This is a genomic window from Klebsiella sp. A52, from assembly GCF_018388785.1.
Lineage (GTDB): Bacteria > Pseudomonadota > Gammaproteobacteria > Enterobacterales > Enterobacteriaceae > Klebsiella > Klebsiella aerogenes.
On record NZ_CP074437.1, the window covers coordinates 2,377,672 to 2,393,701 of the forward strand.

A 16,030-nucleotide genomic window follows, 5' to 3' on the forward strand; every position below is an offset into this window, starting at 1 on the left:
ATATTTTTGAGATAATCCTCTACAATGGCGCAATTCTACTCTGCAAAACGGCGTGTGACGACGCGCCAGATCATAACCGTGACGGTAAATGACCTTGATCCCTTTGGCCAGGGCGTAGCCCGTCATCAGGGTAAGGCGCTGTTTGTCCCCGGCCTGTTGCCGCAAGAGCAGGCGGAAGTCGTGCTGGTAGAGGATAAAAAACAGTATGCCCGCGCTCAGGTTAAACGCCGCCTCAACGACAGCCCACAGCGCATTGCGCCGCGCTGTGCGCATTTCGGCGTCTGCGGCGGATGCCAGCAGCAGCATGCTAGCATTGAACTACAGCAGCAAAGCAAGCGCGCCGCGCTCTCCCGCCTGATGAAACGTGACGTTGACGACATTATAGCCGCTGAACCTTGGGGCTATCGTCGTCGGGCGCGTTTGAGCTTGAATTATCAGCCGAAGACCCAACAACTGCAGATGGGTTTTCGTAAGGCCAACTCCAGCGAAATCATCGATGTGGTGCAGTGCCCTGTTTTGGTGCCCCAACTTGAGGCGTTGTTGCCTGCGGTGCGCGAGTGTTTAACCAGCCTGCAGTCACAGCGTCATCTAGGCCACGTTGAATTGGTGCAGGCGGACAACGGCCCGCTGATGGTTTTACGCCATACCGCCGCGCTGACGGCGGCGGATAAAGAAAAACTGGAACGTTTTTCGCAAACTCACGGTCTATCCCTGTACCTCGCGCCGCAAAGCGAGATACTTGAACATATTCGCGGCGATGAGCCATGGTACACGTCAGACGGACTACGCTTAGTGTTCAGTCCGCGCGATTTTATCCAGGTCAACGATGGCGTAAACCAGAAGATGGTAAGTACGGCGCTGGCCTGGTTAGATATTCAGCCGCAGGACCGCGTTCTGGATCTGTTTTGCGGTATGGGTAATTTCACCCTGCCGCTGGCCAAAGCGGCGGCGAGCGTGGTGGGCGTCGAAGGCGTGCCCGCGCTGGTGGCAAAGGGGCGGGAAAATGCCGCTCTCAATGGGTTGCAAAACGTGACTTTCTTTCATGAAAACCTGGAGGAAGATGTCACCCGGCAAGCCTGGGCGAAGCACGGCTTTGATAAAATTCTACTCGATCCGGCAAGGGCCGGGGCGCCGGGCGTGATGGCGCATATTATCAAGCTGGCTCCGCGGCGAGTGGTCTATGTTTCATGTAACCCGGCGACGCTGGCGCGCGATAGCGAGGCATTGCTTCAGGCGGGATATCGCATTCAACGTCTGGCGATGCTGGACATGTTCCCGCACACCGGGCACCTGGAATCGATAGTATTGTTTGAGCGCGAGCTTACATAAAATTGTTCAGCCCGCATCGAGGCGACAGTGAAGATGCCTGGTGGCGGTGTGGACTGAAGGATGAAGTAGATACCCTCAATAACTCGAGTTGCAGGAAAGCTAACGCACATGCAGCTTGAAGAATGACGGGTATAAATATGGCTTGCTGACTTCGGTAGGCTGAGTCCCTTAAGGAGAGGACAATGGTTGCGGTAAGAAGTGCACATCTTAATAAAGCTGGTGAGTTTGACCCGAAGAAATGGATCGCGAGTCTGGGGATTTCCAGCCAGCAGTCGTGTGAGCGCTTAGCCGAGACCTGGGATTATTGTCGCGTAACAACGCAGGGACACCCGCAGGCAGATCTCCTGTTATGGCGTGGCGTGGAGATGGTTGAAATTCTCTCCATGTTGAATATGGATATCGATACCTTGCGGGCCGCTTTGCTGTTTCCGCTGGCGGACGGCAACGTCGTCAGCGAAGAAGTCCTGCAAGAGAGCGTCGGCAAATCCGTCGTTACCCTGATTCACGGCGTGCGTGATATGGCGGCGATTCGCCAGCTCAAAGCCACGCACACCGATACCGTCTCCTCAGAACAGGTCGACAATATTCGCCGCATGCTGCTGGCGATGGTCGATGATTTCCGCTGCGTGGTTATCAAGCTTGCGGAACGTATCGCTCACCTGCGCGAGGTAAAAGATGAACCCGAAGATGAGCGCGTACTGGCCGCAAAAGAGTGTACCAATATCTATGCGCCGCTGGCGAACCGCTTAGGGATCGGTCAACTGAAGTGGGAGCTGGAAGACTACTGCTTCCGTTACCTGCATCCAGCCGAATATAAGCGCATTGCAAAGTTGCTGCATGAACGCCGTATCGACCGCGAACATTACATCGATGAATTTGTCGGCCATCTGCGCTCAGAAATGAAAACCGAAGGCGTGAAGGCTGAGGTGTACGGGCGTCCGAAGCATATCTACAGCATCTGGCGCAAAATGCAGAAGAAGCATCTCGCTTTTGATGAGCTGTTTGACGTGCGCGCGGTTCGTATCGTCGCCGAACGTTTACAGGATTGCTACGCGGCGCTGGGGATCGTGCATACCCACTATCGTCATCTGCCTGACGAATTTGATGATTACGTTGCTAACCCGAAACCGAACGGCTACCAGTCTATTCATACCGTAGTGCTTGGGCCGGGCGGGAAAACGGTCGAGATCCAAATTCGCACCAAACAGATGCATGAAGACGCCGAGCTCGGCGTGGCGGCGCACTGGAAGTATAAAGAGGGCGCCAGCGCCGGGGCGAGCGGCGGCCGCGGTCATGAAGACCGTATCGCCTGGCTGCGTAAGCTGATCGCCTGGCAGGAAGAGATGGCCGACTCCGGCGAAATGCTCGATGAAGTGCGCAGCCAGGTCTTCGACGACCGGGTCTACGTGTTTACGCCGAAGGGCGACGTGGTTGACCTGCCGGCGGGCTCCACTCCGCTCGACTTTGCCTACCATATCCATAGCGATGTCGGGCACCGCTGCATCGGCGCGAAAATTGGCGGGCGCATTGTGCCGTTCACCTATCAGCTGCAGATGGGCGATCAGATTGAGATAATTACTCAGAAGCAGCCCAACCCAAGCCGCGACTGGCTGAACCCGAACCTCGGCTACGTGACCACCAGCCGCGGGCGCTCCAAAATTCACGCCTGGTTCCGTAAACAGGATCGCGACAAGAACATTCTCGCCGGGCGGCAGATCCTTGACGATGAGCTCGAGCATCTGGGGATCAGCCTGAAGGATGCCGAGAAACATCTGCTGCCGCGCTACAACTTTAATGAACTGGATGAACTGCTGGCGGCTATCGGCGGCGGCGATATTCGCCTTAACCAGATGGTCAACTTCCTGCAGGCGCAGTTCAACAAACCGAGCGCTGCGGAACAGGATGCCGCCGCGCTGAAGCAGCTGCAGCAGAAAACCTATACCCCGCAGAACCGCAGTAAAGACAATGGCCGGGTGGTGGTTGAGGGCGTCGGCAACCTGATGCATCACATCGCCCGCTGCTGCCAGCCGATTCCCGGTGACGAAATCGTCGGCTTCATCACCCAGGGGCGCGGGATCTCGGTGCACCGCGCCGACTGCGATCAGCTGGCTGAGCTGCAGTCTCACGCGCCGGAACGTATCGTTGATGCGGTATGGGGCGAGAGCTACTCGGCGGGATATTCGCTGGTGGTGCGCGTGGTTGCCAACGACCGCAGCGGCCTGCTGCGCGACATTACCACTATTCTTGCCAACGAGAAGGTGAACGTGTTGGGCGTGGCCAGTCGCAGCGATACCAAACAGCAGCTGGCGACCATCGATATGACCATTGAAATCTACAACCTGCAGGTGTTGGGCCGGGTGCTCGGCAAGCTGAACCAGGTGCCGGATGTGATCGACGCGCGTCGTCTGCACGGCGGTTAATTTCGCCGCGCCGGATGACGGCATAAATGCCTTATCCGGCCTACGGTCCGCGGCTTTGTCTTAAAAGCGCCCGGGCGACAGCCGCTGCACGGCGCTTAATTTCGCCGCGCCGGATGGCGGCATAAATGCCTTATCCGGCCTACGGTCCGCGGCTTTGTCTTAAAAGCGCCCGAGTGACAACCGCCGCACGGCGGTTAATTTCGCCGCGCCGGATGGCGGCATAAATGCCTTATTCGGCCTACGGTCCGCGGCTTTGTCTTAAAAGTGCCCGGACGACAACCGCTGCACGGCGCTTAATTTCGCCGCGCCGGATGGCGGCATAAATGCCTTATCCGGCCTACGGTCCGCGGCTTTGTCTTAAAAGCGCCCGCGCGACAATCGCTACACGGCGGTTAATTCGTCTGTAGGCCGGATAAGGCGAAGCCGCCATCCGGCAATTTCGTAACGTCGGATAAGGTATCAATGTCTTATCCGGCCAACTATTTTTTAAATTTCCAGGATTGTCACATGACTCAAATTGACCGCCTGCTCGGCATCATGCGCCGCCTGCGCGACCCGGAAAACGGCTGCCCGTGGGATAAAGAACAGACCTTTGCCACTATCGCCCCTTACACCCTTGAAGAGACCTATGAAGTGCTGGACGCCATTGCGCGCGAAGATTTTGACGATCTGCGCGGCGAGCTTGGCGACCTGCTATTCCAGGTGGTGTTCTATGCGCAGATGGCGCAAGAAGAGGGGCGTTTTGATTTCAACGATATCTGCGCCGCCATCAGCGACAAACTGGAACGTCGCCATCCGCATATTTTTGGCGATGCTTCAGCCGGGAACAGTGCGGAAGTGCTGGCGCGCTGGGAGCAGATCAAGAGCGCGGAGCGAGCGGAAAAGGCGCAACACTCGGCGCTGGATGATATTCCGCATAGCCTGCCGGCGCTGATGCGCGCGCATAAAATTCAGCGTCGCTGCTCGGCGGTGGGCTTCGACTGGACCTCGCTTGGGCCGGTGCTCGATAAGGTGCATGAAGAGATAGATGAAGTCATGCATGAAGCGCAGCAGGCGGTGGTTGATGAAGCTAAACTGGAAGAGGAAGTGGGCGATCTGCTGTTCGCCACGGTGAATTTATCCCGCCATTTAGGAGTCAAAGCCGAGGTCGCGTTGCAGAAAGCGAACCTCAAATTTGAGCGCCGCTTCCGCGAAGTTGAGCGTATTGTTGCCGCCAGAGGTCTGGAAATGACCGGCGTTGACCTCGAAACCATGGAAGAAGTGTGGCAGGAAGTAAAACGCCAGGAAACTGATCTCTAACGAGTTTTCGTGATCAAGCGCTATTTGTGTGATTTTATAAATAACAAGCGCTTGATTTACGTCAAAAACATTTCGCCAAAAGCGGCTATTTTCTCATTCCGTTATGTTGTTGAAACACCATGTAGCCTGCCTCTTCGAGTTGTTCGAGTCGCAACGCAGGTGCGGCTGGTAGAAAGAAGAGGAGGGGAGAATGAAAGTTTGTGGCGTCACGCATGTTCGGGTATACTACTTTCCCGTCCTGGTTATTCCATCGTTTTACCCTAACTTCTCAGGTTCAGCATGACAACGAACTATATTTTTGTGACCGGCGGGGTCGTATCCTCTCTGGGTAAAGGCATTGCCGCAGCTTCCCTGGCAGCCATTCTTGAAGCCCGTGGGCTCAATGTAACTATCATGAAACTGGATCCGTACATCAACGTCGATCCGGGCACCATGAGCCCAATCCAGCACGGGGAAGTGTTCGTTACTGAAGACGGCGCTGAAACCGATCTGGACCTGGGCCACTACGAGCGTTTCATCCGCACCAAGATGACTCGCCGCAACAACTTCACCACTGGTCGTATCTACTCCGACGTTCTGCGTAAAGAGCGCCGTGGCGACTATCTGGGCGCAACCGTACAGGTTATCCCGCACATCACCAACGCCATCAAAGAGCGTGTATTGGCTGGCGGCGAAGGCCATGACGTGGTGCTGGTTGAAATCGGCGGTACCGTAGGCGATATCGAATCCCTGCCGTTCCTCGAAGCTATTCGCCAGATGGCGGTAGAAATCGGCCGTGAGCATACCCTGTTCATGCACTTGACCCTGGTGCCATACATGGCGGCGGCGGGTGAAGTCAAAACTAAACCGACTCAGCACTCTGTGAAAGAGCTACTCTCCATCGGTATCCAGCCTGATATTCTGATTTGCCGCTCCGATCGCGCGGTTCCGGCCAACGAGCGTGCAAAAATTGCATTGTTCTGTAACGTCCCGGAAAAGGCTGTGATTTCTCTGAAAGACGTCGATTCCATTTATAAAATTCCAGGCCTGTTGAAATCTCAGGGGCTGGACGATTATATTTGTAAACGATTCAGCTTAACTTGTCCGGAAGCAAACCTGGCCGAATGGGAACAGGTAATCTATGAAGAAGCTAATCCGGCAGGCGAAGTCACCATTGGTATGGTCGGTAAGTACATTGAACTGCCGGATGCCTACAAATCGGTGATTGAAGCGCTGAAACACGGTGGTCTGAAAAACCGCGTGACCGTCAACATCAAGCTTATCGATTCGCAGGATGTTGAAACGCGCGGCGTCGAAATCCTCAAAGATTTGGACGCGATCCTCATCCCGGGCGGCTTCGGCTACCGCGGCGTTGAAGGCAAGATCGCCACCGCGCGCTATGCGCGTGAGAACAATATTCCATATCTGGGCATCTGCCTGGGTATGCAGGTTGCGCTGATTGAGTTCGCGCGCAACGTAGCGGGCATGGAAAACGCCAACTCTACGGAATTTGTGCCAGACTGTAAGTACCCGGTGGTGGCGCTGATTACCGAATGGCGTGACGAAGAAGGCAACGTTGAGGTTCGTTCCGAGAAGAGCGACCTCGGCGGCACCATGCGCCTTGGCGCACAGCAGTGCCAGCTGGGTGATGATTCTCTGGTTCGTCAGCTGTACGGCGAGCCGACAATCACCGAGCGCCATCGTCACCGCTACGAAGTCAACAACATGTTGTTGAAACCGATTGAAGCTGCCGGCCTGCGCGTTGCGGGCCGTTCCGGGGATGATCAGTTGGTCGAGATCATCGAAGTGCCGAACCATCCGTGGTTTGTGGCCTGCCAGTTCCACCCGGAGTTTACTTCGACGCCGCGTGACGGCCACCCGCTGTTTGCCGGCTTTGTGAAAGCCGCGAGCGAGTACCAGAAACGTCAGGCGAAGTAAAAGAGTTAGAACGGCAATGCACCCAATTGGGTGCATTGTTTGTCTGGAGTTTTAGTTTAACTTGTACTGAGGAAAACCTAATGTCCAAAATCGTTAAAGTCATCGGTCGTGAAATCATCGACTCCCGTGGTAACCCGACTGTTGAAGCCGAAGTACACCTGGAAGGTGGTTTCGTCGGTATGGCAGCTGCTCCGTCAGGTGCTTCTACTGGTTCCCGCGAAGCGCTGGAACTGCGCGATGGCGACAAATCCCGTTTCCTGGGTAAAGGCGTAACCAAAGCTGTTGCTGCGGTAAACGGCCCGATCGCTCAGGCAGTCCTGGGTAAAGATGCTAAAGATCAAGCTGGCATCGATAAGATCATGATCGACCTGGACGGTACTGAAAACAAATCCAACTTCGGTGCGAACGCAATCCTGGCAGTATCCCTGGCGAACGCCAAAGCAGCAGCTGCTTCTAAAGGCCAGCCGCTGTTCGAACACATTGCTGAACTGAACGGCACTCCGGGCAAATACTCTATGCCGGTTCCGATGATGAACATCATCAACGGCGGTGAGCACGCTGACAACAACGTCGACATCCAGGAATTCATGATTCAGCCGGTTGGCGCGCCGACTCTGAAAGAAGCCGTACGTATGGGTTCTGAAGTGTTCCATCACCTGGCGAAAGTTCTGAAATCCAAAGGCATGAACACTGCAGTTGGTGACGAAGGCGGCTACGCGCCGAACCTGGGTTCCAACGCTGAAGCGCTGGCTGTTATCGCTGAAGCGGTTAAAGCAGCAGGCTACGAACTGGGCAAAGACATCACTCTGGCGATGGACTGCGCAGCTTCTGAATTCTATAAAGACGGTAAATACGTTCTGGCTGGCGAAGGCAACAAAGCGTTCACCTCTGAAGAATTCACCCACTTCCTGGAAGAACTGACCAAACAGTACCCGATCGTGTCCATCGAAGATGGTCTGGACGAGTCTGACTGGGACGGTTTCGCATACCAGACCAAAGTACTGGGCGACAAAATCCAGCTGGTTGGTGACGATCTGTTCGTAACCAACACCAAGATCCTGAAAGAAGGCATCGAGAAAGGCATCGCTAACTCCATCCTGATCAAATTCAACCAGATCGGTTCTCTGACCGAAACTCTGGCTGCAATCAAGATGGCGAAAGACGCTGGCTACACCGCTGTCATCTCTCACCGTTCTGGCGAAACTGAAGACGCTACCATCGCTGACCTGGCTGTTGGTACCGCTGCAGGCCAGATCAAAACTGGTTCTATGAGCCGTTCTGACCGCGTTGCTAAATACAACCAGCTGATTCGTATCGAAGAAGCGCTGGGTGAAAAAGCGCCGTACAATGGTCGTAAAGAGATCAAAGGCCAGGCGTAATCCTGACTTTTTGTGAAATAAAAATGCCAGTCTGCGGACTGGCATTTTTTTTATCCGCTATTTGCACTTACTTGAAATCGACGGCCATTTGCTGGGGGATAGAAAGCCCGCGGGTGGTTTGTACGCAGCGGTCGATATAATCGGTGAAACGCGGCGGTTTGGGCATGCCCATGCTCAGCAGCTTATCATTGCTGAAGCGGACGTTCAGCGTCGCGAAGGCGCCATACAGGCGCATCGCTTTGAGCATCAGGCGCTCGTTGCACGGGCCAAAAATATCCTTCAACTCACGGCGCATTTTAACCAGCGTCTCATAGCTGACCTGCGCGTATCGATCGCCTACCGGAGCCTGCTCCAGCGCTGAGGCCATCGCGCGGTCGATTTCCGCAAATTTCACGCTGTTTTCTTCTCCGGCGGAGATATGCACCACTTCGCCGCGCGCCAGCGGGCGCTGTAATAACATCAGCAGTGCGTCGGCGCAGTAGTCGACCGGGATAACATCAACGCGGTCTTCCAGGGAGCAGAGGAATTTTTGCAACATAAGCCCCATGCTGAACACCCAAAAAATGCTGCTGGAGGGCTGGCAACCGTGATGAGTATGACCAACGACGATAGAAGGGCGGGCGATGGCTAACGGTAACGTCGGGCACTGCTCCTGCATCAGGCGCTCAATCGTCGATTTGGAATGGGTATACTCCACCAGATGCTCGGCGTGCTCGCGGAATTCAGCGCTTTCAGCGACCAGCGAATCGGGCTCCGGGGTACAGGACATCGCGGTCCCGACGTGGAGAAAACGTTGTAGTCCAGCTACGCGGGACATCCGTTGGGCAAATTTGAACGTCCCTTCGACGTTCACTTTCCAGATGAGCGGGTTATTGCCAAATGAGGCGACGGCGGCGCTGTTGATAACGTGAGTGACCTGCTCCAGACGCGGGTCGCTCAGGAACGCCTCCGGGGATGACAAATCGCCGAGCAGGATCTGCCGGGTAGTTAATGCGGCCAGCTTCTCCTCTGCAATATTGAATTTACGCAGGTTTTCCTTCACCCGGGCCAGAGCCGCTTCATCGTTATTGGCTCGCACCAGGAGCAATAGATTAATCCCATTTTCGTTATTAAGGATATTTTCTAATACCGCTCCACCCAGAAATCCGGTAACGCCTGTAATTAATAATGTATTCATGAATGCAGTCTCTCATGGTTGGTCGACTGGATTCTAGGCGCGGAAAATTAAACGGAGATTAAATAAAAAATGCTGTAACCGTCGGTTTCTTAAGCTTATTTTAAGCTATGGAAATTAAGTGAATTGAATTGGACAGTATGCATAGATAAAAGATTCATTGTTTCATGTATCGGTTTGTACATCTTTGATTAATTGTGATTTTTTATCGATTTAGACAATCATAAATAATGCTATTACGATCATGAAAAACATTATTTGTTACATCTTTATCCGCACGCAGATACTTCTGAAGAGAGTAATCAATGAACGGGTTAATGAGTGAGTGTGGCACATGCTAAAATAATACTTAATATATCGTAAATACATTCTGTGCTTATTTCATAGTTCGCTAACTAATATAAAAAGAGGGTTTACGCCCCGCTGACCATGGGCTCAGGTAAGCGCAGCTGAGGACAAGACCTGAGCGCCTGAATCTGCGATAATACCTTTTTACCACCTGAACAGAGATGACTATGCAGTACCCGATTAACGAGATGTTCCAGACCTTGCAAGGCGAGGGTTACTTTACCGGCGTGCCTGCCATTTTTATTCGTTTGCAGGGATGCCCGGTTGGTTGCGCCTGGTGCGATACCAAACATACCTGGGATAAGCTGGCCGATCGGGAAGTGTCTCTATTTAGTATCCTCGCTAAAACCAAAGAGAGCGATAAGTGGGGCCCGGCGACCAGCGACGATCTGCTGGCAATCATTGGCCGTCAGGGGTGGACCGCCCGTCACGTAGTGATTACCGGCGGCGAACCTTGCATTCACGATCTTACGCCGTTGACCGACCTGCTTGAGCAAAACGGTTTCAGTTGCCAGATTGAAACCAGCGGCACCCATGAAGTGCGCTGCAGCCACAATACCTGGGTTACGGTCTCGCCGAAGGTGAACATGCGCGGCGGCTACGATGTGCTCTCTCAGGCGTTGCAACGTGCAGATGAAATCAAGCATCCGGTTGGCCGCGTGCGCGATATCGAAGCGCTGGATGAACTGCTGGAAACGCTGGCAGATGAAAAGCCGCGGATTATTGCATTACAGCCGATTAGCCAAAAAGAAGACGCGACGCGTCTGTGCATTGAGACCTGTATCGCCCGGAACTGGCGGTTATCCATGCAGACGCATAAATACCTTAACATCGCCTGATCCCCACTCTATTTGCCGGGTAGGTGGCTCACCGCCCGGCAGCTCTCTTCTTCATATATGAATTCATCTTCGCATTTGGCTCCAGCGCTGGGGTTGAGATACGCCGTCATGACAGCAATGCTATCATTGGCGCGTTAATTCAGCCGCCTCAGGCGGGCTATTGATACGTTGACTTAAGGAATGAGTTAACCATGCAGCCAATTGATCCACCCACTGCCTTCTCTATGGACTTCTTCTCGCTCAAGGGGAAAACCGCTATCGTTACCGGCGGCAATAGCGGCCTTGGTCAGGCTTTTGCCGTCGCCCTGGCGACAGCCGGCGCGAATCTGTTTATTCCCGCTCTGCGCGAAGAACATACTCTAACCCGCGAACATATCGAACGGCAGGGCGTTGAGATGGAATTCATGCTGGCGGATATCACCGATGTCGGCATGCCGCAGCGGATTATCGCCACCTGCTGCGAGCGTTTTGGTACCGTTGATATTCTGGTGAACAATGCTGGTATTTGTCAGTTGAATAAGGTGCTGCGCTTTGGTCGCACAGACTGGGATCCGATGATCGAAACTAACCTGACGGCGGCATTTGAGCTCAGCCACGAAGCCGCTAAAATTATGGTCCCGCGGCGAAGCGGTAAGATTATTAACATCTGCTCGGTGTTTTCTTATCTCGGCGGCAGCTGGTCGCCGGCCTATGCCGCCACCAAACATGCGCTGGCTGGATTAACCAAAGCCTACTGCGATGAGCTGGGCCCATATAATATCCAGGTCAACGGCATCGCGCCCGGCTATTACGAAACCGAAATGACCGCTATTACCCGCAGCATCCCAAAAGAGAACCGACGCGTGCTGGCGCATATACCCGCTGGCCGTTGGGGAGAAGCAGAGGATTTAATGGGCGCCGTTGTTTTCCTCGCCAGCCGGGCCTCGGACTACGTCAACGGTCATATTCTGGCGGTGGATGGCGGCTATCTGGTGCGCTGATTCACACGGCGTTGGATGAAATAGAAAACCGCCAGGGCAGCAGCCCGATGGCGGATAAGCAGGGAATTACTCGCCGCGATAGACGCAGCCTGCGGTGCAAGTCTCTTTCACCATTACCGCGCTCAGCAGAGGAACCAGCGGTTTCATTTGATCCCAAATCCATTTGGCCAACACTTCGCTGGTGGGGTTCTCCAGTCCTGGAATATCGTTCAGGTAATAGTGGTCTAAACGATCGTAAGTCGGTTTAAACGCGGCTTTCAGCTCGGCGAAATCCATGATCCACCCGGTATGGGGATCGACTTCACCGGTAATCTCCAGACGCACCATAAAAGAGTGACCATGCAGGCGACCGCATTTGTGGCCTTTCGGTACGTGCGGCAGGTGGTGGGCGGCTTCGAAGGTGAAATCTTTAAACAGCGTGGTGGACATCATTAACTCTCAACAGGACGAAAAAAACCGCCGTAGGGTACCGGAAAGTACATTTTTTAGCATTAACTAAAACGGCCCTGAACGCAAAATCACCGTTTTTGCGCTTTTTTGTTGATTCAATTTCTTTCTTTTCAATGGATTAACTAATCGGTTTTGTTGTTAATAACTATAACTAAAACAGGTTAGTCCATTTGGTTATTTGTTATTTCCATCCCTTCTTTAATTGTTAGTATGCCCGCCGTTAACCTTACAATCTCTTCTGTTTTTGTCGCGCTGACAGGGCGTGAATAACAGCTTTGCTTACTGGAACATAACGACGCATGACGACACAGGCCCCACCTTCCAATCTGCTGCCGCTTAACCCGGAGCAACTGGCGCGCCTACAGGCGGCCACGACCGACTTTACGCCAACCCAACTGGCTTGGGTATCCGGCTACTTCTGGGGCATGCTGAACCAGCAGCCCGGCGCCGCGGTAAGCGCGCCCGCTAAGGCGGTAGAAGCGCCGGCCATCACCCTGATTTCCGCTTCGCAAACCGGCAACGCGCGTCGGGTTGCTGAAGCGCTGCGCGACGATCTGCAGGCCGCGCAGCTGAATGTGAAACTGGTGAACGCTGGCGACTATAAATTCAAACAAATCGCCGGTGAAAAACTGTTGGTCGTGGTGACGTCGACCCAGGGCGAAGGTGAGCCGCCGGAAGAAGCCGTCGCATTGCATAAATTCCTGTTTTCAAAGAAAGCGCCAAAGCTTGATGGCACCGCCTTCGCGGTGTTTGGTCTCGGCGATACCTCCTATGAGTTTTTCTGCCAGTCCGGCAAAGATTTCGACAGCAAACTGGCCGAGCTGGGCGGCGAACGCCTGCTCGATCGCGTTGATGCCGACGTTGAATATCAAGCCGCGGCGGCGGAATGGCGCGCTCGCGTAGTGGATGTGCTGAAGGCGCGCGCGCCGACGGCTGCGCCGGCCCAGCTTGCTACCAGCGGCGCGGTCAATGAAATTCACACCAGCCCATATACTAAAGAAGCGCCGTTGACGGCGACGCTTGCAGTGAATCAGAAAATAACCGGTCGCGACTCGGAAAAAGATGTCCGTCATATCGAGATCGATCTGGGTGATTCCGGCCTGCGTTATCAGCCGGGAGACGCTCTTGGCGTCTGGTACCAGAACGATCCGGCGCTGGTCAAAGAGCTGGTGGAGCTGCTGTGGCTGAAAGGTGATGAACCGGTTACGGTAGAAGGCAAAACGCTGCCGCTGGCGCAAGCGCTGGAGTGGCATTTTGAGCTGACGGTCAATACCGCCAATATTGTTGAGAACTATGCCACCCTGACCCGCAGTGAAACGCTGCTGCCGCTGGTCGGCGATAAAGCGCAGCTGCAGCACTACGCCGCCACGACGCCTATCGTCGATATGGTGCGCTTCTCGCCGGCACAGCTGGACGCAGAAGCCTTAATCGGCCTGCTTCGTCCGTTGACGCCGCGCCTCTACTCTATTGCTTCCTCGCAGGCGGAAGCGGAAAACGAAGTTCACGTTACCGTTGGCGTCGTGCGTTATGACATCGAAGGCCGCGCCCGCGCCGGCGGCGCGTCCAGCTTCCTCGCCGACCGCGTGGAAGAAGATGGTGAAGTGCGCATCTTTATCGAACACAATGACAATTTCCGTCTGCCTGCTAACCCGCAAACCCCGGTTATCATGATTGGCCCTGGAACCGGGATCGCGCCGTTCCGCGCCTTTATGCAGCAGCGCGCGGCGGAAGGGGCGGAAGGGAAGAACTGGTTGTTCTTCGGCAATCCGCACTTCACGGAAGATTTCCTCTATCAGGTGGAATGGCAGAGCTACGTCAAAGAGGGCGTGCTGAGCCGTATCGACCTGGCCTGGTCCCGCGATCAACAACAAAAAGTCTATGTACAGGACAAACTGCGCGAGCAGGGGGCTGAAGTGTGGCGTTGGATTAACGACGGCGCCCATATTTATGTCTGCGGCGATGCCAATCGTATGGCGAAAGACGTCGAGCAGGCGTTACTGGAAGTGATTGCCGAATACGGCGCGATGGACGCCGAAGCGGCGGACGAATTTTTAAGTGAGCTGCGCGTTGAGCGCCGTTATCAGCGAGATGTCTACTAATGAGCGAAAAACATCCTGGCCCGCTGGTGGTCGAAGGTAAACTCTCCGACGCCGAGCGTATGAAGATCGAGAGCAACTACCTGCGCGGCACCATTGCGGAAGATTTAAATGACGGCCTGACCGGCGGTTTTAAAGGCGACAACTTCCTGCTCATCCGCTTCCACGGCATGTACCAGCAGGACGACCGCGATATTCGCGCGGAACGCGCGGCGCAGAAACTGGAGCCGCGCCACGCGATGCTGCTGCGCTGCCGTCTGCCGGGCGGCGTTATCACCACCAAACAGTGGCAGGCGATCGATAAGTTCGCCGCGGATAACACCATCTACGGCAGTATTCGCCTGACTAACCGTCAGACTTTCCAGTTTCACGGTATTCTGAAGAAGAACGTGAAGCCGGTGCATCAGATGCTGCACTCCGTTGGGCTGGACGCGCTGGCGACCGCCAACGACATGAACCGTAACGTGCTGTGCACCTCGAACCCGTTTGAGTCGCAGCTGCATGCCGAAGCCTACGAGTGGGCGAAGAAGATCTCCGAGCATCTGTTACCGCGTACTCGCGCCTATGCTGAGATCTGGCTGGATCAGGAAAAGGTCGCCACCACCGATGAGGAACCGATCCTCGGCCAGACCTATCTGCCGCGTAAATTCAAAACGACGGTGGTGATCCCGCCGCAGAACGATATCGATCTGCACGCCAATGATATGAACTTCGTGGCGATTGCGGAAAACGGCAAGCTGGTTGGTTTTAACCTGCTGGTGGGCGGCGGTTTGTCTATCGAGCATGGGAATAAGAAAACCTATGCGCGAACCGCTAGCGAATTTGGCTATCTGCCGCTGGAGCACACTCTGGCGGTGGCGGAAGCGGTCGTGACCACCCAGCGTGACTGGGGTAATCGTACCGATCGTAAAAACGCGAAAACCAAATATACCCTCGAGCGCGTCGGCGTGGAGACCTTCAAGGCGGAAGTTGAGCGCCGTGCCGGGATCAAATTCGAACCGATTCGCCCTTACGAGTTTACCGGCCGCGGCGATCGCATCGGCTGGGTTAAAGGCATCGATAATAACTGGCACCTGACGCTGTTTATTGAGAATGGCCGTATTCTGGATTATCCGGGCCGCCCGCTGAAAACTGGCCTGCTGGAGATCGCGAAGATTCACAAAGGTGAATTCCGCATCACCGCCAACCAGAACCTGATCATCGCCAGCGTACCGGAAGATCAGAAAGCGCGGATCGAGAAACTGGCGCGCGATCATGGCCTGATGAATGCCGTCACGGCGCAGCGTGAGAACTCGATGGCCTGCGTGTCGTTCCCGACCTGTCCGTTAGCGATGGCTGAAGCCGAGCGTTTCCTGCCATCGTTTATCGACAAAGTGGAAGAGGTGATGAGCAAGCACGGCGTCGGTGATGAGCATATCGTAACCCGCGTCACGGGTTGCCCGAACGGCTGCGGCCGCGCGATGCTGGCGGAAGTTGGCCTGGTAGGGAAAGCGCCTGGCCGCTATAACCTGCATATCGGCGGCAACCGTAGCGGGACGCGCATCCCACGGATGTATCGTGAAAATATCACCGAGCCGGAGATCCTTGCTTCGCTCGACGAGCTGGTAGGGCGCTGGGCGAAAGAGCGCGAAGCGGGTGAAGGCTTCGGCGACTTTACGGTGCGTGCGGGCATCATTCGCCCGGTGCTCGATCCAGCGCGTGATTTCTGGGAATAACCTGAATTGCCGGATAGCGGCATGAATGCCTTATCCGGCCTACCATTCGCGTAGGCCTGATAAGCGAAGCGCCATCAGGCAAGG

The 16,030-nt window shown here is 54.8% G+C and carries 11 protein-coding genes; 9 read left to right on the forward strand and 2 right to left on the reverse strand.

All coding sequences use genetic code 11. The features are described 5' to 3' along the window. Window positions 1-24: 24 nt before the first annotated feature. From rlmD to eno, 5 genes are all read left to right on the forward strand, one after another. Window positions 25-1,329 carry a 23S rRNA (uracil(1939)-C(5))-methyltransferase RlmD gene (rlmD, locus tag KGA69_RS11195; protein WP_213293100.1) on the forward strand — a complete coding sequence of 435 codons (1,305 nt, stop codon included), beginning with the start codon at window positions 25-27 and terminating at the stop codon, window positions 1,327-1,329. Between the two features lie 182 nt (window positions 1,330-1,511). Beyond that, complete coding sequence (gene relA / locus KGA69_RS11200; RefSeq protein WP_047078980.1) at window positions 1,512-3,749, forward strand: GTP diphosphokinase; 2,238 nt, start codon at window positions 1,512-1,514, stop codon at window positions 3,747-3,749. Window positions 3,750-4,256: 507 nt separating this feature from the next. Next, the gene (mazG, locus tag KGA69_RS11205) at window positions 4,257-5,048 is read left to right on the forward strand and encodes a nucleoside triphosphate pyrophosphohydrolase (protein WP_015703306.1); all 792 of its coding nucleotides are present in this window, start codon (window positions 4,257-4,259) and stop codon (window positions 5,046-5,048) included. A gap of 279 nt (window positions 5,049-5,327) precedes the next feature. Next, complete coding sequence (pyrG, locus tag KGA69_RS11210) at window positions 5,328-6,965, forward strand: glutamine hydrolyzing CTP synthase (RefSeq protein WP_015703305.1); 1,638 nt, start codon at window positions 5,328-5,330, stop codon at window positions 6,963-6,965. 80 nt (window positions 6,966-7,045) lie between these two features. Beyond that, a complete protein-coding gene (gene eno, locus KGA69_RS11215; RefSeq protein WP_015369968.1) occupies window positions 7,046-8,344 on the forward strand; it encodes a phosphopyruvate hydratase in 1,299 nt (432 codons plus the stop codon). 67 nt (window positions 8,345-8,411) lie between these two features. Here the strand turns inward: eno and KGA69_RS11220 are convergent, their stop codons facing one another. Further along, window positions 8,412-9,521: an SDR family oxidoreductase gene (locus KGA69_RS11220; protein ID WP_045395337.1), complete on the reverse strand. Its 1,110-nt coding sequence runs from the start codon at window positions 9,519-9,521 to the stop codon at window positions 8,412-8,414. Between the two features lie 512 nt (window positions 9,522-10,033). Here KGA69_RS11220 and queE point away from each other — a divergent pair. Further along, complete coding sequence (queE, locus tag KGA69_RS11225; RefSeq protein ID WP_047044321.1) at window positions 10,034-10,705, forward strand: 7-carboxy-7-deazaguanine synthase QueE; 672 nt, start codon at window positions 10,034-10,036, stop codon at window positions 10,703-10,705. A gap of 191 nt (window positions 10,706-10,896) precedes the next feature. Further along, on the forward strand, window positions 10,897-11,685 hold the full coding sequence (locus tag KGA69_RS11230; RefSeq protein WP_080986078.1) for an SDR family oxidoreductase: 789 nt from the start codon (window positions 10,897-10,899) through the stop codon (window positions 11,683-11,685). 66 nt (window positions 11,686-11,751) lie between these two features. Here the strand turns inward: KGA69_RS11230 and queD are convergent, their stop codons facing one another. Then, window positions 11,752-12,117, reverse strand: a complete 366-nt coding sequence (gene queD / locus KGA69_RS11235; protein ID WP_015369973.1) for a 6-carboxytetrahydropterin synthase QueD — start codon at window positions 12,115-12,117, stop codon at window positions 11,752-11,754. 317 nt (window positions 12,118-12,434) lie between these two features. Between queD and cysJ the strand changes: the two genes are divergently transcribed. Next, the gene (cysJ, locus tag KGA69_RS11240) at window positions 12,435-14,234 is read left to right on the forward strand and encodes an NADPH-dependent assimilatory sulfite reductase flavoprotein subunit (RefSeq protein ID WP_049060494.1); all 1,800 of its coding nucleotides are present in this window, start codon (window positions 12,435-12,437) and stop codon (window positions 14,232-14,234) included. Beyond that, entirely contained in the window at window positions 14,234-15,946 is a 1,713-nt protein-coding gene (cysI, locus tag KGA69_RS11245) for an assimilatory sulfite reductase (NADPH) hemoprotein subunit (protein WP_015369975.1), read from the forward strand. Before cysJ ends, cysI begins: the two co-directional genes overlap by 1 nt. Window positions 15,947-16,030 lie beyond the last annotated feature (84 nt).